Genomic DNA, 21,069 nt, shown 5'->3' on the forward strand with positions numbered 1-21,069 from the left:
CTTGAAGTCCGAGAGTGGTCGCACGGCGGCGCTCGCGCATCGCGCCGCCCTTGCGTGGTCAATCCAGTCAACCCAGTCAACCCAGGGACTCGACATGACAGGTAATCCGTTGCCGATCGCGCTCATCGTGGGCAGCACCAGGGAGGGCCGGTTCGGCCCGACGGTGGCCTCGTGGTTCGCTGAACAGGCCCGGCGGCGCGACGACGTGGACCTCGAGGTCATCGACCTCGCCGACACGCGGGTGCCCGCCGACCTCTCCAGCAGCCCGGGCCCCGAGGCGCGGCGGTCGCTGGCCGCCGTGACGCCGCGGCTGTCGGCGGCCGAGGCGTTCGTCGTGGTCACGCCCGAGTACAACCACAGCTTCCCGGCATCGCTGAAGAGCGCCATCGACTGGCACTACACCCAGTGGCAGGCGAAGCCGGTCGGCTTCGTCTCGTACGGCGGACTGGCCGGCGGGCTGCGCGCCGTCGAGCACCTCCGGCAGGTCTTCGCCGAGCTGCACGCGGTGACCGTCCGCGACACGGTCAGCTTCCACGGCACGGGCCAGCTGTTCGACGCCGAGGGCCGCCCGAAGGATCCAGGACCGTACGAGGCGGCGGCCACGACGCTGCTCGACACCCTCGTCTGGTGGGGTCAGGCCCTCACCACGGCCCGCGCCGCCCGCCCGTACGTCGCCTGATCCGGGCTGGTTGATCCGGGCTGGTGACGGGTCAGTCGGCCGGCAGGCCGAACCACCGCAGCAGGACCGGCCGGGCACCGGGCGGGGCGTCCTCCGGGCCGCGGGCGAAGCGGGCCAGCAGCTCCAGATACGCGTCGTGGAACGCGTCCAGCTCCTCCCGGGTGAGATGGCTGAGGCTCCGCGAACCCCGCATCCAGCCCTCGGACTCCGGCGCCTCGGCGACGAACCGCTTGGCCAGCTCGACGTCCTCCGCCATCCGCAGCCGGTCGAGCGCGCCGGCGACGGCGCGCTCGCTCGCGGTCATCTCGTCGTACGGCGGCTGGCGCACGTCGAGGCCGCGGACGCCGCGCCACCAGCGTTCGCGGCCGGTGGAACGCTCCGGGATGTCCTCGATGAACCCGCCGCGCTCCAGCTGGCGCAGGTGGTAGCTGAGGGTGCCGGTGCTCTCGCCGAGGCTGCCGGCGAGCGTCGTCGAGGTCGCCGGCCCCTCGGCGCCCAGATGGCGCAGGATCCGCAGCCGCAGCGGATGCGCCAGCGCCTTGAGGGCCGCCGGATCGCTGATCGTCCGCCGCCCGCCGCCGTCGGTCCCGGCGCCGCCCGGCGCCTCCTCAGCCATGACGTTCACTCTACCGTGGGATCTCTGCAGAGATTGCTCTGCAGAGGATTCTCTGCAATGCTGGATCTCGGCAGCCATCCGGCTGATTTCGCCTCGCCACTGCTTCACATGGGAGTCCGCATGTCCCGTCTTGATTCGAGCTCCGCCTCATCGACTGCCGCCCGGGGGCGCCGGGCGCGACGGGCCGGCCGCGGTGCGGCGGCGGTGTGCGCGTTCGCCGTGGCCGCGGGCGCCGTGGCGGGCCCCGCGTCCGCCGCCGCGTCGACCCCGGCTCCGCCCGGGTTCAGCTTCGACGCCTGCCCGACCCGGGCCGAGTTGCCCGCGGGCGCCGATCCGGCGGCGTGGCGCTGCGAGGCGATGCTCGCCACCGGGCGGCTGACCCTCGGGCGACTGGACGAGCCGATCGAGGCGCCGATGACGCTCACCTTCGCCGAGGGGACGATCGACGGCGAGTTCGGGCAGGTCTTCGGCGAGCTGACCGCCGAGCCGCTGCGCATCGGGCACACGCCGTGGTCGCTCACCACGCGATACGGGGGCTTCTCGGACTTCGAGTCCAACGACGAGCGGCGCGGCGAGCTGGCCCTGACCTTCGACGTCTCGGGGCTCGGGCTGCCGCCCGGCTGCTCCATAGGCACCGAGGCCGAGCCGATCCGGCTGGTGCTGCGGGAGACCGAACCGACCGCGGTCGTCTCGCCGGATCCGCTGGTCGTCTCGTTCGGCGTGGCGGACGAGCGGTTCGCGGCTCCGCGGACCTCGGGGTGCGGCCCTCTCGGGCGGTTGCTCGACGCGGTGCTCGGGCTGCCGGCCCCGGCGGGGACGAACGCCCTCGACCTGGACGCCGAGGTGGCCCTGCGGTCCTACGACGAGATACCCGACCCGGTCTCCTGACCCGTCAGGCCGGGCTGGCCGGGTGGGAGGTCTGCTGGATCTCGAACGAGGTACCGCCGGCCGGGACGCCGCAGCCGCGCCAGCTGAAGGGGACGCCCCGGGCGGTGACGGGGTCGGGGGTGTCCATCAGCTGGAAGTGGAGGTGGGACTCCGAGGAGTTGCCCGAGTTGCCGCAGTCGCCCAGCCGCTGGCCGGCGCGCACCCGGTCGCCGGGACGCACCGTCAGGGAGCCGCGCCGGACGTGCGCGTAGAGGGCGTAGGTGCCGTCGCCGAGGTCGAGCACGACGTGGTTGCCGATGACCATGGTCGCCCCCGCGATGTCCCGGAGGAGTCCCTCGACGAGCAGGTAGGCCAGCGCGGGGTAGGAGTTGCGACTCAGGTGGTCGCGACGCCAGTCCGACGCGCGCACCACGGTGCCGTCGGCGACGGCCAGCAGCGGCGCGCCGAACGCCGGGAAGTCGTGGTTGCGCCGCGCCACCGGCCACCAGCCGAAGGCGGGCCGGGCACCCTCGGTCGGCTCCGCCGCGACGTCGATGGCGTAGGTCTGGCCGTAGCCGTGGGTGCCGTGGCTCGGCACCCGGTCGGCCGGGCTGTTCAGCGCCGACCACCGCCCGGTGACGGGCGGCTCCACCTCCACCGGCGGACCCGGCTCCCCGGCCGGCCGGGCCAGCAGCTGAGAGGCGCCCTTCAAGCCGACGGCCAGGATCAGCGGGACGAAGCCCCACCAGATCGAGATGCCGTACAGGAAGCTGGGCACGAGTTGCACGAAGAACGCCGCCCAGCAGCAGTGGCCGAGCACGGCCAGGGCCTTCATCGTCGCCTGCCGCGTGCCGCGCATGGGTGCCTCCGTGCTCTCGCGATTCCCGCGTTTCCTGCGTGCTCCGGCCATGGCCGGGGGTGGGCCGGGTGTTCCGTCGTCGTGCGGCGCGTCGAGGGCGCGCGTCATGGCTTGGCCGCCGCCAGCACCACCAGCAGCGGGACCACCCGCTCCGGCCGGACCTCGTACCGGCCGCGGCTGGTGGTGTGCAGCCAGCCCGTGCCGGTCAGCTGCCGCAGGTGGTGGTAGATCTGACCCGTCGTGCCGAGGCCCTCCAGCGCCGCCAGCTCCGCGACGGCGCGCCGGCCGCCGAGGATCTCCCGGAGCAGGCGGGCCCGCACCGGGTGGCCGAGTGCCGCGAGCGACTCGGCGGCGTCCGACCAGTCGGCGTCGAGCAGGACGCCCACATCGTGACCGAGCTGCCATTCGAAGCGCTCGTCGGTCGGCAGCCGCACCGAGCCCACGTACAGCACCTGGCCGGCGCCGGCCTTCTCCCCGGCCTCCCCGGTCTCCCCGGCTTCTCCGGCCTCGTTGGCCAGCCGGGCGTTCAGCCCTTCCAGCGCCCACAGGGTGTCCCGCCCCAGGACCGGTTCGCCCCGCCGCGCAGACCCGTCGCCCGCCAGCGCCGCGACCCGGCGTTCCAGCTCCGCGACGCGCTCCTCCAGACTCATGGCCGCGATAATACGTAATTACGTAAGAACGTGCAAGCTACGGACCGAGGCTCGCCTCTATTCCGTCCAGGATCGTCTCCAGGCCGAGCAGGAACTGGCCCTCGAAATCGTCGATGTCGAGCTGCGCCTGCGCCGTGAGCGTCGGGTACAGCTCGGCCCGTTCGGCGACGTACTCCATGGCCTGGCGGCGCAGTTCGGACTCGTCCGCCGGGTCCCGCAGCCAGGCGCGCCAGGCGTTCTCGGCCGCCGCGTACCCCTGCGCGTAGTAGACCAGCGTGCCGACCGCGGCTATCAGCCGCGGCCCGCGCAGGCCGGCGCGGGTCAGCGTGCCGTAGAACAGCTCGGAGCGCGCGAGGGCGTTCGGGCCCAGCACCGGGCGGGTGGCGACCAGGCCGGGCAGCCACGGATGGTGCCTCATGACCTCCCGGCTCTGGGTCAGTTGCCAGGCCAGCACCTCACGCCACGGGCCCTCGGGGCCCCCGTCGATCCGGACCTCGCCCATGACGTGGTCCACGGTGAGGTCGAGCAGGTCCTCCCGGCTGCCCACGTACTCGTACAGCGACATCACGCCGGAGCCGAGCCGGGCGGCGAGCCGGCGCATCGAGAAGCCCGACTCCCCTTCCGCGTCGAGCAGTTCCACGGCGGCCGCGACGATGCGCTCCCGGGACAGCCGCGGCCGACGGGGGCGCTCGGACGGTTCGAACCAGACCGCGTGAGGTCGTTTCGGGGGCCGGGGCATCGCGGGCTCCTTCGTCCGTACGGCGTACGGAAAACCGTACAGCTAGCGTCGAGACGACGGGAAGACCGCGCACGGAGGAGGAGCGGATCGTGGACGCCGAGGCATGGATACGCGAGTACGCGCTGCTGGCGCTGCGGGTGAACCGGCAGGTGGTGGCGGACGCCGGCGGCACGGTGCTGATCTACCGCGGCCCGGACGCGTGGCGCGCCGGCGTCGAGGACGAGGAGCCGGTGCCGCCGGGCCGGCTGGCCGAGGACGCCGAGGCGCTGCTCGACCGGCCGCCGTTCCCGCCGGAACGCGCCCGCTATCTCGCGGCGCAGGTGCGGGCGTTGCGGGCGGTGGCCGGCCGGCTGGCCGGTGACGAACGGCCGTTGACCGAGTACGCCCACGACTGTCTGGGCGTGCCGGCGGACCCCGTGCCCGAGGAGGTGTTCGAGGAGGCGCACGCCCGGCTGGACCGCGCGCTGCCGCCCGGCGCCGGCACGTTGGCGGAGCGGTTGCACGCCTGGCAGGCCGCCCACACGCTGCGGGCGACCGGGGTACCTCCCGGGCCCCCGAGGGCCTGGGGGAAGGCGGGCGACGTTCCCGGCCTGCTGGACCTGGCCGTGGCCGAGTGCCGCCGCCGCACCTCGGAACTCGTCGCGCTGCCGGACGGCGACCAGGTGGACTGCCAGATCGTGTCGGTGGCGCATTTCCGAGCGGCCGGGCACTACGCGGGCGGCGTCCGCTCGACGCTCTTCGTGAACGGCGACCTGCCGTTCAACCTCGCGGACCTGCTGTACGTCGTCTCCCACGAGGTGTACCCGGGGCATATCGCCGAGTCGCTGCTGAAGGAGGTCGAGTTGGTCGAACGGCGGGGCAGGATCGACCAGCGGGTGCGCTTCATGCTGGCGCCGTCGTTCGTGATCAGCGAGGGCCTCGGCCTGCACGCCGAGGAGATCGCCTTCCCCGGCGACGCGGCGCAGGCATGGCTGGCCGACCACGTGCTGCGCCCCCGGGGCATCGGCCCGGACGGCAGCGACCTCGCGGCGATCCACCGGACGCAGAACGCCCTCTTCGGCGCCTGGGCGAACGCGTCGCTACTCGCCGCCGAGGGGCGCGACGACGCGGAGGTCGCCGCGTACCTGACCCGTTGGGCGCTGCTGTCCGAGGCCGAGACGGCGACCGCGCTCGGCTCGTTGCGGGCCTCCGGAATGGCCCTCTACGTGCTGGGCTACTTCCACGGCTGGCGGCTGCTCGACGCCTGGCTCGACGCCCCCGACCGGGCGGACCGGGTGCGCCGGCTCCTCACCGAGCAACTGCTGCCGGAGGACGTGACGCTGCCGGGCCAGCGGTCCGGCTAGGTCCTGTCCGGCTAGCCGTCCGCGGGCGGCAGCGCGTCGACGATGCGCTGCCGCAGGCGGGCCTTGGGCATCGCGCCGACCAGCGAGGCCACCGGCTCGCCCGCGCGGAACAGCATCAGGGTGGGCAGCGAGAGCACCGCGAGGGAGCTGGTCGTCTCCGGGTTGTGGTCCGCGTCCAGGCTGACGATCGACAGCTCGTCGCCCAGCTCCTCCTGGAGCGCCACCAGGACGGGCTCCATCATGCGGCACCAGCCGCACCATTCGGCGGTGAACTTGACCAGCACGGGCCGGTCGGCGGCCAGCACCTCGGCGGCGAAGGTGGCGTCGGTGACCTCGGGCAGGGTGGCGGTGGTGGACGGCATGGCAACTGTCTCCTGTCGTTCCTGAGACGGGACGAGGGTCGGTCAGGGGAGCCGGTGGCCCGGCTGGTGGCGGGACGGGAGCGGGGACGCCAGCTCGCAACGCGGTTCGGGCGCGGGCCCGGGCGTCGCGGCTGTCGAGGGCGTCACCGAGGACTCGGCGCGGAACAGCTGCGCGCTGATCTCGTCCCTGACCGCCTGGAGCCGCGCGATGCAGCTCTCCAGCTCCGCCAGCTTGCGGCGGTAGACCTCCAGCGACGCCGGGCAGGTGTCCCCCGTGGGGTGCCCGGCGCGCAGGCACTCCACGAACGGCCGGGTCTCCTCCAGACCGAAGCCGTAGTCCTGGAGGGCCCGGATCTGCTCCAGCAGCTGCAGGTCGTCCTCGCCGTAGGTGCGGTGGCCCCGGGGATCCCGCCGCGCGTCGAGCAGGCCCCGGGACTCGTAGTAGCGCAGCGTGCGCGTGGTGGTCCCGGCCCGCTCCGCCAGCTCGCCGATCCGCATCGCGTCCTCCTCGGTCTCGGGTGCTCTCGGGTAGGCACACCCCCTGGCAGCAAGGGCCACGTCGGCGACGGTATTCCTTGACGTCGGCGTCAGGTCCAGCGCGCGGCGTGGCTTGCGTTCGAGCGCGCTCCAGTTCGTAGCCTGCGGGCCATGAGCACTCCACAGCGCCCGATCGGATCGGGCTTCGGATTCGACAGCACCGCGGCCGACGTGCTGGACGGCATCGACCTCTCGGGCCGGCTCGCCCTCGTCACCGGCGGTTACTCGGGCATCGGCCTGGAGACGACGCGCGCGCTGGCCGCCGCCGGCGCCCATGTCGTCGTCCCCGCCCGGCGGCGCGCCACGGCGGAGGAGGCGCTCGCGGGGCTCGACGGGGTGGAGACCGACGAGCTGGACCTCGCCGACCTGGCGAGCGTCCGCGACTTCGCCGAGCGCTTCCTCGACACCGGCCGCCGCATCGACCTGATGATCAACAGCGCGGGCATCATGGCCTGCCCGGAGACCCGGGTGGGGCCGGGTTGGGAGGCGCAGTTCGCCACCAACCACCTCGGCCACTTCGCGCTGGTCAACCGGCTCTGGCCGGCCCTCGCGGAGGGCGGGGGGCGCGTGGTGTCGGTCTCCTCGCGCGGCCATCTGCGGTCCGGCATCCGGTGGGACGACGTGATGTTCGAGCACGGCTACGACAAGTGGGAGGCCTACGGGCAGGCCAAGACGGCCAACGTGCTGTTCGCCGTCCGGCTCGACGAGCTTGCGATGGGGGCACCTCCCAGGCCCTCCCAGGGCCTGCGGGAGGGGCGGGACGCCGGCGTCCGGACCTTCGCGCTGCACCCCGGCGGCATCATCACCCCGCTGCAGCGGCACGTACCCCGGGAGGAGCAGATCGCCAACGGCTGGATCGACGAGGACGGCAACCCCTCGACCGCCTTCCCGTTCAAGACGCCGGAACAGGGCGCCGCCACCCAGGTCTGGGCCGCCACCTCGCCCCGGCTGGCCGGTCTGGGCGGCGTCTACTGCGAGGACTGCGACATCGCCGAACCCGCCGGGGAGGACCCGGAGAAGGGGGCCTACGGGGTGGCCGACCACGCCCTCGACCCCGAACAGGCCGCGCGGCTGTGGACGCTGTCCGCCGAGCTCACCGGCGTCGACGCGTTCGCCTAGCCGGCGCTGTCCGAGGCGGGCGCGCCGGCGCGGAGTAGGCGGGGCGGCACCGGCTACTCCCGGCGGAGCAGCCGAGGTACCGCCGGCCGTGCGACGACCCGGGAGGGGGTCCGGCGGGAGGGTCGGTAGCGAGGGAGAGACCCACCGCTACCGAGGAGCTGAAACCCCGTGAACACTCTTCTGACAGGTCGAACCGGCGCCGGGAACGCACCGCGCCGCGCGGCGGGCGCCGGCACCGCGGTCGCGGCGCGCGTCGTCGACGCGGTCAAGGTCTACGGCGCGGGCGGCACCGAGGTGCGCGCCCTCGACGGCGTGACCGTCGACTTCACCGCCGGCCGCTTCACCGCGATCATGGGGCCGTCCGGCTCCGGCAAGTCGACGCTGATGCACTGCGCGGCCGGCCTCGACACGCTCACCTCCGGCGCCGCGTTCATCGGCGACGCCGAGCTGAGCGGCCTCGACGACCGGCGGCTCACCCTGCTCCGCCGGGACCGCGTCGGCTTCGTCTTCCAGGCGTTCAACCTGCTGCCGACGCTGACCGTCGCGGAGAACATCACCCTCCCGATGGACCTGGCGGGCGTGCCGGGCGACGCCGAGTGGATCGACGCGCTGGTCGACGTCGTCGGCCTGCGCGACCGGCTGCACCACCGCCCGAGCGAGCTGTCCGGCGGCCAGCAGCAGCGGGTGGCGGTGGCCAGGGCCTTCGCGGGCCACCCGGAGGTGGTCTTCGCCGACGAGCCGACCGGCAACCTCGACTCGCGCTCCGGCGCCGAGGTGCTGCGGCTGCTGGGCCGCACGGTGCGGGAGATGGACCGCACCGTGGTGATGGTCACGCACGATCCGGTGGCCGCCGCGCACGCCGACGAGGTGGTCTTCCTCGCCGACGGACGGCTGGTCGACCGGATGCCGTCGCCGACCACGGACCGGGTGCTGGAGCGCATGCAGCGGCTGGCCGAGGAGACCGAGGGTGCCGCCGGCGCGCGGGACGCGGAGGCCCGGTCATGAGCGGCACCCGCGCCAGCCTGCGCGTCAGCCTCGCCTCGCTCCGCGCCCACAAGCGGCGCTTCGTGGGCACCTTCGTCGCGGTCTTCCTGGGCGTCGCCTTCCTCGGCGGCACCCTGGTGATGGGCGACACCCTGCGCACCGCGTTCGACTCCATGTTCGGCAACGCGACCAGCGGCACCGACGCCGTGGTCCGCAGCGCCGACGAGATCACCGTCGGGGACGAGGGCGACACCCGCCGGCCGCTGGACACCGGTCTGCTGGCCGAGATCCGCGAACTGCCGGGCGTCGCCGCCGCGGTGCCGAACATCGAGGGCTCCGGCCGCCTGATCGGCGCCGACGGCGAGCCGATCGGCGGCGGCGGACCGCCCATGATGGCCGGCAACTGGGTCGACGATCCGGAGCTCAACGCCTACGAGCTGGTCGAGGGCCGGGCCCCCGAACACCCGGGCGAGGCCGTGGTCAACCGCGGCGCGCTGGAGGACGGCGGCCTGGCCGTCGGCGACACCACCACCCTGCTCACCCCCGACCCGCTGCGGATCACGATCGTCGGCGTCTCGGCGTTCGGCGGCGAGGACGGCATGGGCGAGACCACGTTCACCGGGCTGACCCAGGCCGACGCCGAGCGCTACCTGACGGCCGAGCCCGGCCAGGCGGAACGGATCCAGGTGCGGGCCGAGTCCGGCACCAGCCAGGGCGAGCTGGTCGCCGCGCTCGACGCGGCGCTGCCGAACGGGGTGGAGGCGCTCACCGGTGAGGAGTACACCGAGGAGAACATCGACATGGTCGCCGGTCGCTTCCTGACCGGCTTCACCATGGGCCTGACCGGCTTCGCGGGCGTCGCGCTGCTGGTGGCCACGTTCAGCATCTTCAACACGTTCGCCATCGTCGTCGCGCAGCGCACCCGGGAGAACGCGCTGCTGCGCGCGCTCGGCGCCACCCGCCGGCAGGTGCTCGGGCAGACGCTGGTGGAGGCGTTCGTCGTCGGCACCGTCGCCGCGCTCGCCGGGCTGGCCGGCGGCGTCGCCATCGCCGCCGGGCTGCAACGGCTGTTCACGGCGGCCGGCTTCCCGTTCCCGGACGGCGATCTGGTGGTCACGGCGACATCGCTGGCGCTGCCGTTCGGCATCGGCCTGCTCGTCTGCCTCGGCTCCGCGGTGCTGCCCGCCGTCCGGGCCGGCCGCACGGCGCCGCTGGCCGCGCTGCGCGAGACGGCGGTGGACCACGCCGGCACCTCCCGGGTCCGCGCCGCGATCGGTGGCGGACTGGCCGCGGCCGGCGTCGGCCTCACCGCGTACGGCGCCTCCTCCGGGCCCTCGATGCTGCTCACCGCCACCGGCGCGCTGGTGACCCTGAGCGCCTTCGTGGCGCTCGGCCCGGTCGCCTCCCGCTCCGCGGTGCGGGCGCTCGGCGCGGCGCCACGCCGGGTGCGCGGCGTCACCGCGGGCCTGGCCCAGCGCAACGCGCTGCGCAGCCCGAAGCGCACCGCCGCCACGGCGACCGCGCTGATGATCGGGGTTGCCGTGGTGTCCCTCTTCACGGTCTTCGGCGCCTCGCTGAAGACGTCGATGGACGAGACCGTGTCCCGCGCCTTCGCCGGCGACGTGGCGGTCCGCGCTCCCGGCTTCGGCCCGGACAACGGCGCGCTCAGCCCCGGCCTGGCCCCGGCCATCGCGGGACTGCCCGAGGTGGACACCGCGCTCGGCCTGGGCACCGGCGTCGCCGAGGTCGGCGGCGACGGCCAGCGGCTGACCGTCACCGACCCGGCGCTGCTGGGCCGGGTGCTGGACCTGGGCACGGTGGACGGCCGGCTCGGCGCGCTCGGCTCGGAGGGACTGGCCGTCTCCGCCGACGAGGCCGAGGAGCACGGCTGGGCGGTCGGCGACCGGGCCCGGCTCTCCTTCGCCGACGGCGACCGGCAGGACTTCACGGTGCTGGCGGTGTACGAGGAGGACGACATCGCCGGGGACTACGTGCTGACCCGCGAGGCGTGGGCGCCGCACGCGCTCCAGGACTCCGACGCCATGGTCGCCGTCACCTTCGCGGACGGGGTGAACGAGGCGGCGGGCCGGGCGGCGGTCGAGCGGGCGGCCGAGCCGTTCGGCGGCCCCGAGGTGCAGACCCGCGACGAGTTCGCGGAGTCCTCGGCGGCGGGCGTGGACATGATGCTGACGCTGGTCTACGCGCTGCTGGGCCTGGCCGTGCTGATCGCGCTGCTGGGCATCGCCAACACCCTGACGCTGGCGGTGCACGAGCGCACCCGGGAGCTGGGCCTGCTGCGCGCGGTCGGCCAGACCCGCGGGCAGCTGCGGGCCATGGTGCGCTGGGAGTCCCTGCTGGTCGCCGCGTTCGGCACGGCCGGCGGGCTGGGCCTCGGGGCGTTCCTCGGCTGGGCCATGGTGCGGGCCACGGACTCCTCGGGCACCGGGGCGTTCACCGTGCCGCCGACCCAGCTCGCGGTGGTGGCCCTGGTCGGCGTCACGGCCGGCGTGCTGGCCGGCTGGCGCCCGGCCCGGCGGGCGGCCCGGCTCGACGTGCTGCGCGCCATCGCCACCGAATGAGGAGGCGGCGACCGGCAGCGGCCGGCGGGGCGCGGACGTCCGACGTCCGCGCCCCGCCGCGCGTGGTACCTGAGATGTACTCCGGTAGATCGGCGCGGAAGGGGACGACGGCACCCAGGACTTCCGCCTACGGTGCTGCTCGTGAGCGACAGCGATACCTTGCAGCGTCCGAGCCTGCGGGGGGAACTGCGTGCCGCCCGGGCGGTCCTCCTGGGGTTCCGGAGGTTCCTCCTGGGGTTGTGGCACGACCTGGGCGCGGGCGCCGTCCAGGTGCGGCCGGTGCCCCGACTCGCGGCCACCGCACCAGTGGTGCAGCGGCTGCCGGACCGGCTGCGGCCGTACGCGCCGTGGCTGCCGCACCTCGCGGTGGCGGCGGTCGCGCTCGTGCTGGCGGTGGTCGCGGCCAGCGGCTACGGCACCTACAGCGGCCTGGGCTACTCGTACCACGACACCACGGTCCCGGCGTCGCACGCCCTGGTGGTCGGCGTCCCCCTGCTCGTGGTGCTCTACCTGCCGGTGGGCGGCTGGTGGCTGTCGCTGGCCGGCTGCGCCGGGATGGCCCAGACCGACGCCTTCGACACCTGGCCCTGGACCCAGGCGGGCTTCGCCTCCCACCTGCTGGTCATGACGCTGGCGGCGAACCGCGTCCGCCCCCGGGTCGCCGCCGAGATGTGGGTGCTCACGTCGGCCGTGGGGCTGTACTACGACTGGCAGGAGAACGGCACCACCGACGCGCCGCACATGATCATCTCCTCCTTCGTCGCGATGCTCACCGTGGTGCTGGTGCGGGCGAACCGGGAGTCGCGGCAGGAGGTGGTCAAGCAGACCGCGGTCACCGCGAAGGAACGCTCCCAGCGCACGCTGCTGGAGGAACGCACCACCATCGCCCGCGAACTCCACGACGTGGTCGCCCACCACATGTCCGTCGTGGCCATCCAGGCCGAGGCAGCCCCCTACCGCGTCACCGACCCCGACCCCGAACTGGTGCGCTCCTTCGCCACCATCCGCGAGAACGCCCTGCTCGCCCTCACCGAACTCCGCCGCGTCCTGGGCGTCGTCCGGGCCGCCGACTACGAGGCACCCGACGCACCACAGCCCACCCTCGCCGCCCTCGACGGACTCCTCGACAACGTCCGCGACGCCGGACTCAACGTCGAGAAGATCGTCACCGGCGCCGTCCGCGAACTCCCCCAGGGCATCGAACTCTCCGCCTACCGCATCGTCCAGGAAGCCCTCTCCAACGTGCTCCGCCACGCCCCGGGAGCCGACACCCGCGTCGAGATCTCCTACGTCCTCGGCGGCCTCGGCCTCCGCATCGTCAACGGCCCGGCCCGGCAGGAGATACTGCCCTCGCCCGGTTCGGGCAACGGTCTCACCGGCATGCGCGAACGCGTCACCATGCTCGACGGCCACATCACCACCCAACCCACCGACGACGGCGGCTACGAAACCACCGTCTTCCTCCCCACGCCCCACCCCACGCCCGAACGAGCCCCCGAAGAGGCCGCGGGCATCGAGGAGCCGGCATGACCATCAGGGTGCTCATCGTCGACGACCAGGTCATGGTCCGCGAGGGCTTCTCCGTGCTGCTGAACGCCCAGCCCGACATCGAGGTCGCCGGCGAGGCGGTCAACGGCCGCGAGGCGATCGCCCAGACCGCCGCGCTCCGCCCCGACGTGGTGCTGATGGACGTCCGGATGCCGGTGCTGAACGGCATCGAGGCCACCCGGGAGATCGTCGGCGCCGAGGGCAGCCCGGACACGAAGGTGCTGGTGCTGACCACCTTCGACCTGGACGAGTACGTGTACCAGGCGCTCCGCGCCGGCGCCTCCGGCTTCCTGCTGAAGGACGCCTCCGCCCGCCAGCTCGCGGAGGGCGTGCGGGTGGTGGCCGCCGGCGACGCGCTGCTCGCCCCGACCGTGACCCGGCGGCTCATCGTGGAGTTCGCGCGGCACGGCGGCACCGCCCCGCGCCCGCCCGCGCAGGCCCGGATCGGTGAGCTGACGGAACGCGAGACCGAGGTGCTGGCGCTCATCGCCCAGGGCCTGTCCAACGCGGAGATCGCCCAGCACCTGACGCTCGCCGAGTCCACGATCAAGACCCACGTCAGCCGGATCCTGGTGAAGCTGAACCTCCGGGACCGCACCCAGGCGGCGATCTTCGCCTACGAGGCGCGGCTGGTCACCCCGGCCTGAGCAGTACCTGAGTAGTACCTGAGGCGGACCTCGCGTGATCCGCTCCACAGGGGACGACGGGGCGGCCGGACAGCACCTACCGTGCTGTGCGTGACCACGACAGGCGAGACCCCACCACAGGTGACGAGCGAGACCCCACGCCGCGGCGATGACGTGCGGAACGAGCTCCGCATCGCCCGGGCCGGCCTCGGCACGCTGTGGCAGGACATGTTCGCCCGCGCCTTCGCGTTCCGGCCGCTCCCTCCGCTGACCAACCCGCCGGCGTGGCTGAAGGATCCCTTCCCCGCGCGGCTGCGGCCGTACCTTGCCTGGCTGCCGCACGCCGCCGTGGTGCTGGCCGCGCTCGTCCTGATGCAGCTCACCGGCTGGCGTTACCGCCCCTACTACGCCCAGGAGGGCGAGGCGGCGATCAGCGCGCTGTGGGTGGGGGTGCCGCTGATCCTGGTGCTCTTCCGGCCGATGGTCGCCTGGTGGCTGTCCCTCGCGGGCAGCGTCTACCTGGCCCTCTGGGGGCTCACCGAGGCCTTCCCCTGGACCCCGGGCGGGCTGATCTCGCACCTGCTGGTGATGGCGTTGGTCGCCCTCCGGGAGCGGCCCCGGGTGGCCGTCGAGATGTGGCTGTTCACGACGGCCGTCGGCGTCTTCTTCGACGCGTCCGAGGGACGGCCCAGCAACGCTCCGGTCATCATCATCGCCTCCGCGGTGGTGCTCCTGGGCGCGGTGCTGACGCGCGGCTGGTGGGAGTCGCGGCAGGAGGTGGTCAAGCAGACGGCGGTCACCGTGCGGGAACGCTCCCAGCGCACGCTGCTGGAGGAACGCACCACCATCGCCCGCGAACTCCACGACGTGGTCGCCCACCACATGTCCGTCGTGGCCATCCAGGCCGAGGCAGCCCCCTACCGCGTCACCGACCCCGACCCCGAACTGGTGCGCTCCTTCGCCACCATCCGCGAGAACGCCCTGCTCGCCCTCACCGAACTCCGCCGCGTCCTGGGCGTCGTCCGGGCCGCCGACTACGAGGCACCCGACGCACCACAGCCCACCCTCGCCGCCCTCGACGGACTCCTCGACAACGTCCGCGACGCCGGACTCAACGTCGAGAAGATCGTCACCGGCGCCGTCCGCGAACTCCCCCAGGGCATCGAACTCTCCGCCTACCGCATCGTCCAGGAAGCCCTCTCCAACGTGCTCCGCCACGCCCCGGGAGCCGACACCCGCGTCGAGATCTCCTACGTCCTCGGCGGCCTCGGCCTCCGCATCGTCAACGGCCCACCCCGCGACGACGTCCCGCCTTCGCCCGGATCGGGCAACGGCCTCACCGGCATGCGCGAACGCGTCACCATGCTCGACGGCCACATCAGCACCCAACCCACCGACGACGGCGGCTACGAAACCACCGTCTTCCTGCCCGTACCCGCGGCGGATCCGCAGGACGTCTGACCCTCCCGCCAGCACACAGAGGCCCGATCACAGCCACCTACATACCGCGTAGTTACCCAGTAATCATCACCTACCCGGGGGCCCCGCCATGACGCACACGCCGGTGCGGCGCCAGCCGCCGTCACCGACGAAACGACGCGACGACCGCGCCCCGACATGGGACAACCTGCGGTTCGTCGCCGGCACCCTGGTGCTGCTCATGCACGCCGTCGACCCGGTCATCGCGGAACGCGACGGGCTGCGCTGGCTGCACATCGCCACCTGGGCGCTGCGGGTGCCGCTGTTCGCCATCCTCGCCGGATACTTCAGCGGCGCCGCCCCGCTCACCCGGCGCCGCGGCGGGCTGCTCGTCGAGTCCCTGGTCGTGCCGTACGTGGCCCTGCAGGCGCTGAGCGCCGTCCAGATCTGGGCCATGTCGGGCCGCGGGTGGCCGGAGGAGGTGGAGGCGCGCACCTGGACCATGTGGTTCCTGGTGTCCCTCGTGGTCTGGCGGCTCGCCCTGCCGTACCTGGCCCGGCTGCGCCACCCGCTCCGCGTCTCGGTGGTGGCGGCCGTGCTCGCCGGCTACGTTCCGCTGACCGAGATCGGGCTCTTCGAGTTCTCCCGGAACCTCTGCTTCCTGCCGTTCTTCCTCCTCGGCTGGCGGCTGCGCCAGGGCGGGCTCGACGAGCTGCGGGCGCGGCTGAGCCGGCGCGCCGCCTGGGCGGTGCTGGCGGTGATGTTCGCCGCCGCCTGGCCGCTCACCCGCCTCCTGGACGTCGAATGGCTGAAGATGCGCGCCCCGTACGCCCAGGCCGCGGGCGAGCAGCTCGCCGCCTCCCACGCGTGGGCGGTCCGCGGCGCCGTCCTGCTCGGCGGGATGCTGGTGGCGCTCAGCGTCGTCCGGCTCGTGCCGGGCCGCCGCCTGCCGTTCGTCACCTACCTCGGCTCGGGCGGCCTCTACATCTACCTGCTGCACCCGCTGGTGCTCCGCCCGCTGACCGCCGCGGGCGTGCCCGCCCGGCTCGACTCCTGGCCGGAACAGGCCGGGCTGGTGGCCGCCGCCGTGCTGGTCTCCGCCGCGCTCGCCTCCCCGCCCGTGCGGCGTCTGACGCGCGGCGTCGTCCAGCCCCGGCTGCCGCGCGAACGCCTGCCGGCGGGGACGGGGCGCGGTGTCCGCCGGCGGGAGCCGATCGCGCGGGTGCGGCGTCAGACCCTCCTGAGAGGCTTCCGCCTCGACCGCACCAGCATCCCCAGGAAGGACTGAACCATGAGGAAGAGGACGTTACGGCGCAGGGCGCTGCTCGTGACCGGGCTCGCGGCGGCCACGCTCGCGCTGTCGACGACCGGCGCGACTGCGGCCACCGCGCCAGCGGCGGCCGACCGGCCGGCGGACTTCTACGAGCAGCGGGCGCTGGAGTTCCAGAAGTACGTTGCCGAGGTCTTCCCGGCGGTGGTGCCGGAGGCCAACGCCGTCGACGTCACCCTCCCGGCGGACGACCTCGGGGACTACTGGGACGACATGGGCTACCTCGCCCACTGGGTCTTCTTCGAGGACGCCGTCGGCCAGACCGGGATCGCCCTCCAGTACGACGAGCCGGGCCACTTCGGCATGACCCCGGAGGAGATCTGCGCGGACGAGCAGCTGTCGTGTGAGATCGAGGAGCAGCCCGACGGCACCATCCTCGTCACCAGCGTCGATGAGGTGGCCGAGAAGCACCACATCCTCACCATCCGCCACTTCCGGGCCGACGGGTCCGTCACGTGGGGGTCCGGATACACCTACGACCCGCACTTCGACGGCGACGAGGGCCCGATCCGGGACGACTTCTCCGTCACCGAGGAGCAGCTCACCGAGCTGGTCACCGACCCCGAGCTGACCCTCTGACCAAGGTCACCCGCCCGCGTCCGCGTGGCCCAGGCTCCGGCCCGGCGCCACGCGGTCGCGGACCAGCCGCTTGACGGCGGTCGGCTCGGGGAAGCCCTGCTCGCTCCGGTCCCACACCACCTCGTCGTCCACCGACACCCGGAACACGCCCCCGGTGCCCGGCACCAGCGCGACCTCGGCGAGCTCCGCCTCGAACGTGCCCAGCAGCTCCTGCGCCAGCCACCCGGCCCGCGGCAGCCACCGGCACCGCGTGCAGTACTCGATGCTGACCCGATGCGCCATGTCGTTCCTTCCGTCCTTCCGTCGGCCGTCAGGCTCCGGGTCTATCCTCGCCGGATGGCGACTGCGGTGCGGCGGGTGCGGGCGTTCGTCCCGGAGCGGGCGCCGGTGGGGGCCGTGCTCGTGTGGGACGGCGCGCTGGTGCTGACGCACTACGGGACGCACGGCACCGTTGCTCATCCGGTCGGGTGGCGTCCGGGCTCCGCGACGGAGGCGGCGCGGGCGCGCGACGCCTTCGCGGCCCGCGGGGAGCCGGCCGAATGGCGGGTGTACGGGGACGATCCGGCGGAGCTGCGCGAGGCGGTGCGGGAGGCCGGGTTCGTCGCCGGGCCCGAGCGGACGGTGCTCGTCGCGGACCCCGCCGAGCTGCCGGCCGCCGCCGGGGCGGTGCGCGCGGCGTACGGGCGGGACGACCTGGCCCGGGTCGCGGAGCTGGCCGGCGCCGCGGGCGAACAGCGGACGCCGTTCGCCGAGTTCCTCGCGGACGGGTCCGCCGCGCGGCCGGACGCCCGGGTCCTCGTGCTGGTGGAGGAGGGGCGGATCACGGCCGCCGGCTGGGCGGAGAAGCCGCCGGGCACGGAGGTCGCGGTGCTCTGCGGCCTGACCGCACCGCGCCCCGAACTGGTCGCGGCCTGGGCCGGCTGGGCGGCGGACCGGCGCCGCGGCGGCGCCGCGCGGCACGTTCTGGCGGAGGCGACCGGCCCGCTCCGCGCCTTCCTGGAACGCCACGGCCTCCGCCCGGCCGGCACCGTCACCCCCTACCGCTGGGACCCGCCCGGCGGCCCCGCCGCCGCCGAACGCCCGGTGCGGCAGCTGTTCGACGATCCGGAGCACGACGCGCTGTGGGACGCCTGGCGGGAACGCTTCGCCTTCCGCCCCAGCACCGTCGCCTTCCCCGGTATCGCCGAACCGCCCGACTCGGCCACCTGGCGCCTGTGTAGCGATCACCGGGACGCCGTCCAGGCCGCCGTCGAACGCGCCCTGCGCGCCGCGGCCCGCCCGGACGAGCCGCTGCACTGGCTGAACTGGCAGCACCCCGGCTACCGCTTCGATCCCTCCCGGGTCGGCGCGGCCGGCCAACCCCCGTGGCCGGGCACCGCCTGGCCGGACGGCGACTACCACCTCCACCTCACCACCGACCTCCGCCTCGGCACGTTCGCCCACCCCTGGGAACGCACCCTCTGCGCCTTCGGCCCGGCGCTCCTCCCCCACCTGGAGCCCGCACTCACCCGGCTCCTCGGCCCACCACTCCGCCGCGCCGGGCGGTGACGTCTCCCCGCCCGCGGGCTCGGTCGCTCGCTCGCTATGGTCGGGGACAACAGGGGCCAGGCCACCACGGGGCGAGGCGAGGGAGGGAGGGAGATGGAGAGGGGCGACCGCGGGGAGCGAAGCGGTGCGGACGCGTCCAGGGAGGAGCTGGTCACCGCACTCGGCGCCGAGATGCCGTCGTACATCTCCTCCCTGGTGCGCTTCCAGGTCGCGGTCGCCCACCAGTTGGGCATGCCGGTGACGGATCTGCACGCCTTGGCGGCGCTCCTGGAAGGCGGCCAGATGGGGGCCGGGCGGCTGGCCGAGCTGATGGGGATGACCACGGGGGCGGTGACGCGTCTGGTGGATCGGCTGGAGCGCGCCGGATACGTCCGTCGCGAGCCCGATCCCGACGACCGGCGACGGGTCGTGCTGGGCGTCGTGCACGAACGAATCGCCGAGATCGCGCGGTACTACGAGCCCATGGACGCTCGGTGGCGAGGGCAGGTCGATCGTTTCACCGACGAGCAGCTTCGCTTCCTCCTGGAGTTTCTGCGGGGCGAACGCGAGCACACGCAGGCGGAGACGGCCAGGCTCCGCCGCACGGGCCGGGCGCACGGCACCCGGCGCCGCCGCCCGCAGAGCTGACGTTTCCCTCCGGGAGATCCCTGACTCACCCCTGAATCGGCCCTGATATCTGCTTCAAGCACTAGCTGCTTGAAGCAGATAGTTGCTTGGATGGCAAGCCTCAAGCACCCGCGCACGACTCACAGTTGGCCAACGCCGTCCCGGCCGGCCGACGGAAAGGTCCGCCCCGCCATGAATCCCCGACAGCTCGCCCGCTGCCTCCTCCCCGCCACCGCGCTGACGCTCGTCCTCACGACGACTGCCTGCGGCGACTCCGACGGCGGATCGGACACCAGCGCCGGGGAGACGACGGCCTCGGCCGCGTCCCCGACGGCCTCTGACCGGGACGAGGCAGCGGTACGCGCCCTCCTTGACGACGTCGAGGAGACCTGGGCGGCAGGCGACGCCGAGGGCTACGCCGCGCTCCACACGCGCGACGCCGACCTCGTCGACTTCATGGGCACACACCTGCGCGGCCGCGAGGCGATCGAGGAGTTCTTCGCGGAGGCCTTCGCCGGCCCGTTGAAGAACACCACGGTGGAGGCACGGATCACCGACTTCCGCTTCCTGGACGACGACGTCGCTCTGTTCCACACGCGGGGCATGATCGTCCCCACCGGTGGGGAGTCGATGCAGACCTTCGTCGCGACGCGCGGCGACGACGGCGCTGGCTGGCAGCTCGCGGCGTTCCAGAACACGCGCATCCAGGAACAGCCCTCGTCCTGAGCCATCGCTCCACGAGGTGGTCGAGCCGTGACGGACGACAGGAACCCCCCTTGAACGCCTCGCCGTCCGTCTGGCCCACGACCTGCTCGCCCTGGACCCGTCGCCGGCCACGGCGCTCCCTGCTCCCGCCACGCCGCGCACCAAGGCGAGCGCAGCGGCCGTCACCGCTCTTGCCAGGGCATCATCGACGGCGCGCTGTAACCCCGCACCTCCACCCCGGCCGCCTGCCAGCAACCGGCCGGCAGGCGGCCTCAGTCGAGGGGCCCGGCCTCGGTGACGGTCGCGCCCAGCCACGCCGCCTCCTCCGGCGAGGCCCGCTCCAGCCGCAGCCGCCGCGCCCGCAGCGGGACCAGGCGTGGATCGTCGGCCAGCGTGCCGTCCCGCGCCAGCGGGACGAGGTAGAGCAGCCGCAGCTCGTCCCGGAACTCCTCGTAGCCCCCGACGCCCTCGTAGTCGTTGATGAAGTCGCCGCAGCCGTGGAGGATCAGCCGGCGCCGGTAGACCTCCAGCAGGCGGGGGTGATGGGAGGAGTGGCCGTGCACGACGTCGGCGGCGCCCGCGTCGATCAGCGCGTGCGCGAAACGGGTCTGGTCCTGGTCGACGGCGTAGCCCCAGTTGGTGCCCCAGTGCACGGAGACGACCACCATGTCGCCCGGCCGTCGCTCCCGCAGCACGCGCTCGGCGAGCCCGGCGGCGGCCCTCTCGTCCAGCCGGGGCAGGAACGCCACCCCTGACCGCCCCGGCCCTGCCGCCCAGTCGTGCAGCACACCGCTGCCCGGCGTGCCGACGGCGTACACCAGCACCCGCCCGTCGCCGCGCACGGGCACGGCCGCCGGCCGCCACGCCTGCTCCGCGTCGCGGCCCGCCCCGGCCGTCCGCAGGCCGGCGCCCGCCAGCGCGTCCAGTGTCTCGGCAAGCCCGGCGCGGCCGAAATCCAGCACGTGGTTGTTGGCCAGGGCGCACACATCGGGGCGGGCGGCGGCCAGGCACGGCAGGTTGGCGGGGGACATCCGGTAGTGGACGGACTTGCCGGGCGCGAAGTCGCCGGTGCGCGTCACGCTCGTCTCCAGGTTTATCACCCGCACGTCCGGCGCGGCCCGCTCCAGCACCCCCAGCGCCGCACCCCACGGCCAGTCGAACCCGGCGGGCCGGGGCACGGGCCCGCTGGCCTCCTCCGCGAACGCCACGTAGTCGCGGGCGTCGCGCACGTACGGCTCGCGCAGCGCCGGGTCGCCGGGATGCGGCAGCACCTGGTCGACCCCGCGGCCGAGCATCACGTCGCCGCAGAGGGCCAGCAGCAGGTCCGGCGGCCCCTGGCGCGTCACGCTCTCCAGGCTAGTTCACCGGGCCTCC

22 protein-coding genes are annotated in these 21,069 nt (G+C 74.0%); 14 read left to right on the forward strand and 8 right to left on the reverse strand.

The genetic code is table 11. The features are described 5' to 3' along the window. Positions 1-94: 94 nt before the first annotated feature. The gene (locus ABGB06_RS07875) at positions 95-679 is read left to right on the forward strand and encodes an NAD(P)H-dependent oxidoreductase (RefSeq protein ID WP_347586717.1); all 585 of its coding nucleotides are present in this window, start codon (positions 95-97) and stop codon (positions 677-679) included. Positions 680-710: 31 nt separating this feature from the next. Here the strand turns inward: ABGB06_RS07875 and ABGB06_RS07880 are convergent, their stop codons facing one another. Then, positions 711-1,295, reverse strand: a complete 585-nt coding sequence (locus ABGB06_RS07880) for a helix-turn-helix domain-containing protein (protein ID WP_347586719.1) — start codon at positions 1,293-1,295, stop codon at positions 711-713. Positions 1,296-1,499: 204 nt separating this feature from the next. Between ABGB06_RS07880 and ABGB06_RS07885 the strand changes: the two genes are divergently transcribed. Continuing rightward, positions 1,500-2,183: a hypothetical protein gene (locus ABGB06_RS07885; protein WP_347586720.1), complete on the forward strand. Its 684-nt coding sequence runs from the start codon at positions 1,500-1,502 to the stop codon at positions 2,181-2,183. A 4-nt stretch (positions 2,184-2,187) separates the two neighbouring features. Here ABGB06_RS07885 and ABGB06_RS07890 read toward each other — a convergent pair whose 3' ends face one another. From ABGB06_RS07890 to ABGB06_RS07900, 3 genes are all read right to left on the reverse strand, one after another. Continuing rightward, on the reverse strand, positions 2,188-3,021 hold the full coding sequence (locus ABGB06_RS07890; protein ID WP_347586722.1) for a M23 family metallopeptidase: 834 nt from the start codon (positions 3,019-3,021) through the stop codon (positions 2,188-2,190). A 104-nt stretch (positions 3,022-3,125) separates the two neighbouring features. After that, a complete protein-coding gene (locus ABGB06_RS07895; protein WP_347586724.1) occupies positions 3,126-3,671 on the reverse strand; it encodes an ArsR family transcriptional regulator in 546 nt (181 codons plus the stop codon). 37 nt (positions 3,672-3,708) lie between these two features. Next, on the reverse strand, positions 3,709-4,410 hold the full coding sequence (locus ABGB06_RS07900) for a TetR/AcrR family transcriptional regulator (RefSeq protein ID WP_347586726.1): 702 nt from the start codon (positions 4,408-4,410) through the stop codon (positions 3,709-3,711). A gap of 89 nt (positions 4,411-4,499) precedes the next feature. Between ABGB06_RS07900 and ABGB06_RS07905 the strand changes: the two genes are divergently transcribed. Continuing rightward, positions 4,500-5,753, forward strand: coding sequence for a hypothetical protein (locus ABGB06_RS07905; protein ID WP_347586728.1), 1,254 nt, complete (start codon positions 4,500-4,502; stop codon positions 5,751-5,753). Between the two features lie 11 nt (positions 5,754-5,764). On the opposite strand, the gene ABGB06_RS07910 is transcribed toward ABGB06_RS07905, so the two are convergent. Both ABGB06_RS07910 and ABGB06_RS07915 read right to left on the reverse strand, forming a co-directional pair. Beyond that, a complete protein-coding gene (locus ABGB06_RS07910; RefSeq protein ID WP_347586729.1) occupies positions 5,765-6,115 on the reverse strand; it encodes a thioredoxin domain-containing protein in 351 nt (116 codons plus the stop codon). Between the two features lie 42 nt (positions 6,116-6,157). After that, complete coding sequence (locus ABGB06_RS07915; protein WP_347586731.1) at positions 6,158-6,613, reverse strand: MerR family transcriptional regulator; 456 nt, start codon at positions 6,611-6,613, stop codon at positions 6,158-6,160. 150 nt (positions 6,614-6,763) lie between these two features. On the opposite strand from ABGB06_RS07915, the gene ABGB06_RS07920 reads away from it, so the two are divergent. From ABGB06_RS07920 to ABGB06_RS07955, 8 genes are all read left to right on the forward strand, one after another. Further along, on the forward strand, positions 6,764-7,771 hold the full coding sequence (locus ABGB06_RS07920; RefSeq protein ID WP_347586733.1) for an SDR family NAD(P)-dependent oxidoreductase: 1,008 nt from the start codon (positions 6,764-6,766) through the stop codon (positions 7,769-7,771). A 168-nt stretch (positions 7,772-7,939) separates the two neighbouring features. Beyond that, positions 7,940-8,776, forward strand: coding sequence for an ABC transporter ATP-binding protein (locus ABGB06_RS07925; RefSeq protein ID WP_347586735.1), 837 nt, complete (start codon positions 7,940-7,942; stop codon positions 8,774-8,776). Next, complete coding sequence (locus tag ABGB06_RS07930; RefSeq protein WP_347586737.1) at positions 8,773-11,334, forward strand: FtsX-like permease family protein; 2,562 nt, start codon at positions 8,773-8,775, stop codon at positions 11,332-11,334. Before ABGB06_RS07925 ends, ABGB06_RS07930 begins: the two co-directional genes overlap by 4 nt. A gap of 270 nt (positions 11,335-11,604) precedes the next feature. Next, positions 11,605-12,864 (forward strand): histidine kinase, encoded by a 1,260-nt coding sequence (locus ABGB06_RS07935; protein WP_347587501.1) that lies wholly within the window; start codon positions 11,605-11,607, stop codon positions 12,862-12,864. Next, entirely contained in the window at positions 12,861-13,529 is a 669-nt protein-coding gene (locus ABGB06_RS07940) for a response regulator transcription factor (RefSeq protein ID WP_347586739.1), read from the forward strand. Before ABGB06_RS07935 ends, ABGB06_RS07940 begins: the two co-directional genes overlap by 4 nt. Before the next feature lie 207 nt (positions 13,530-13,736). Next, entirely contained in the window at positions 13,737-14,969 is a 1,233-nt protein-coding gene (locus ABGB06_RS07945) for a histidine kinase (protein ID WP_347587503.1), read from the forward strand. 88 nt (positions 14,970-15,057) lie between these two features. Then, positions 15,058-16,215, forward strand: coding sequence for an acyltransferase family protein (locus ABGB06_RS07950; protein WP_347586741.1), 1,158 nt, complete (start codon positions 15,058-15,060; stop codon positions 16,213-16,215). A gap of 3 nt (positions 16,216-16,218) precedes the next feature. Further along, positions 16,219-16,836, forward strand: coding sequence for a hypothetical protein (locus ABGB06_RS07955; RefSeq protein ID WP_347586743.1), 618 nt, complete (start codon positions 16,219-16,221; stop codon positions 16,834-16,836). A gap of 6 nt (positions 16,837-16,842) precedes the next feature. On the opposite strand, the gene ABGB06_RS07960 is transcribed toward ABGB06_RS07955, so the two are convergent. Next, positions 16,843-17,118: an Rdx family protein gene (locus tag ABGB06_RS07960; RefSeq protein WP_347586745.1), complete on the reverse strand. Its 276-nt coding sequence runs from the start codon at positions 17,116-17,118 to the stop codon at positions 16,843-16,845. 54 nt (positions 17,119-17,172) lie between these two features. Between ABGB06_RS07960 and ABGB06_RS07965 the strand changes: the two genes are divergently transcribed. The 3 genes from ABGB06_RS07965 to ABGB06_RS07975 all read left to right on the forward strand — a co-directional run bounded on the left by ABGB06_RS07965 (position 17,173) and on the right by ABGB06_RS07975 (position 19,716). Then, complete coding sequence (locus ABGB06_RS07965) at positions 17,173-18,384, forward strand: DUF2716 domain-containing protein (protein ID WP_347586747.1); 1,212 nt, start codon at positions 17,173-17,175, stop codon at positions 18,382-18,384. A 93-nt stretch (positions 18,385-18,477) separates the two neighbouring features. Then, positions 18,478-19,011 carry a MarR family transcriptional regulator gene (locus ABGB06_RS07970; RefSeq protein ID WP_347586749.1) on the forward strand — a complete coding sequence of 178 codons (534 nt, stop codon included), beginning with the start codon at positions 18,478-18,480 and terminating at the stop codon, positions 19,009-19,011. A 171-nt stretch (positions 19,012-19,182) separates the two neighbouring features. After that, positions 19,183-19,716, forward strand: a complete 534-nt coding sequence (locus ABGB06_RS07975; protein ID WP_347586751.1) for an SgcJ/EcaC family oxidoreductase — start codon at positions 19,183-19,185, stop codon at positions 19,714-19,716. A 251-nt stretch (positions 19,717-19,967) separates the two neighbouring features. On the opposite strand, the gene ABGB06_RS07980 is transcribed toward ABGB06_RS07975, so the two are convergent. Continuing rightward, a complete protein-coding gene (locus ABGB06_RS07980; RefSeq protein WP_347586753.1) occupies positions 19,968-21,041 on the reverse strand; it encodes a CapA family protein in 1,074 nt (357 codons plus the stop codon). Positions 21,042-21,069: the final 28 nt, after the last annotated feature.

It is taken from the genome of Streptomyces sp. B6B3, from assembly GCF_039871525.1.
In the GTDB taxonomy this organism is placed as follows: Bacteria; Actinomycetota; Actinomycetes; order Streptomycetales; family Streptomycetaceae; genus Streptomyces.

What these genes read in the sequence shown, in the direction of transcription:
- ABGB06_RS07875 (WP_347586717.1), top strand. Translation starts at nt 95, where the DNA reads ATGACAGGTAATCCGTTGCCGATCGCGCTCATCGTGGGCAGCACCAGG.
- ABGB06_RS07880 (WP_347586719.1), bottom strand. Translation starts at nt 1,295, where the DNA reads ATGGCTGAGGAGGCGCCGGGCGGCGCCGGGACCGACGGCGGCGGGCGG.
- ABGB06_RS07890 (WP_347586722.1), bottom strand. Translation starts at nt 3,021, where the DNA reads ATGCGCGGCACGCGGCAGGCGACGATGAAGGCCCTGGCCGTGCTCGGC.
- ABGB06_RS07895 (WP_347586724.1), bottom strand. Translation starts at nt 3,671, where the DNA reads ATGAGTCTGGAGGAGCGCGTCGCGGAGCTGGAACGCCGGGTCGCGGCG.
- ABGB06_RS07900 (WP_347586726.1), bottom strand. Translation starts at nt 4,410, where the DNA reads ATGCCCCGGCCCCCGAAACGACCTCACGCGGTCTGGTTCGAACCGTCC.
- ABGB06_RS07910 (WP_347586729.1), bottom strand. Translation starts at nt 6,115, where the DNA reads ATGCCGTCCACCACCGCCACCCTGCCCGAGGTCACCGACGCCACCTTC.
- ABGB06_RS07915 (WP_347586731.1), bottom strand. Translation starts at nt 6,613, where the DNA reads ATGCGGATCGGCGAGCTGGCGGAGCGGGCCGGGACCACCACGCGCACG.
- ABGB06_RS07920 (WP_347586733.1), top strand. Translation starts at nt 6,764, where the DNA reads ATGAGCACTCCACAGCGCCCGATCGGATCGGGCTTCGGATTCGACAGC.
- ABGB06_RS07930 (WP_347586737.1), top strand. Translation starts at nt 8,773, where the DNA reads ATGAGCGGCACCCGCGCCAGCCTGCGCGTCAGCCTCGCCTCGCTCCGC.
- ABGB06_RS07940 (WP_347586739.1), top strand. Translation starts at nt 12,861, where the DNA reads ATGACCATCAGGGTGCTCATCGTCGACGACCAGGTCATGGTCCGCGAG.
- ABGB06_RS07945 (WP_347587503.1), top strand. Translation starts at nt 13,737, where the DNA reads ATGTTCGCCCGCGCCTTCGCGTTCCGGCCGCTCCCTCCGCTGACCAAC.
- ABGB06_RS07950 (WP_347586741.1), top strand. Translation starts at nt 15,058, where the DNA reads ATGACGCACACGCCGGTGCGGCGCCAGCCGCCGTCACCGACGAAACGA.
- ABGB06_RS07955 (WP_347586743.1), top strand. Translation starts at nt 16,219, where the DNA reads ATGAGGAAGAGGACGTTACGGCGCAGGGCGCTGCTCGTGACCGGGCTC.
- ABGB06_RS07960 (WP_347586745.1), bottom strand. Translation starts at nt 17,118, where the DNA reads ATGGCGCATCGGGTCAGCATCGAGTACTGCACGCGGTGCCGGTGGCTG.
- ABGB06_RS07965 (WP_347586747.1), top strand. Translation starts at nt 17,173, where the DNA reads ATGGCGACTGCGGTGCGGCGGGTGCGGGCGTTCGTCCCGGAGCGGGCG.
- ABGB06_RS07970 (WP_347586749.1), top strand. Translation starts at nt 18,478, where the DNA reads ATGGAGAGGGGCGACCGCGGGGAGCGAAGCGGTGCGGACGCGTCCAGG.
- ABGB06_RS07975 (WP_347586751.1), top strand. Translation starts at nt 19,183, where the DNA reads ATGAATCCCCGACAGCTCGCCCGCTGCCTCCTCCCCGCCACCGCGCTG.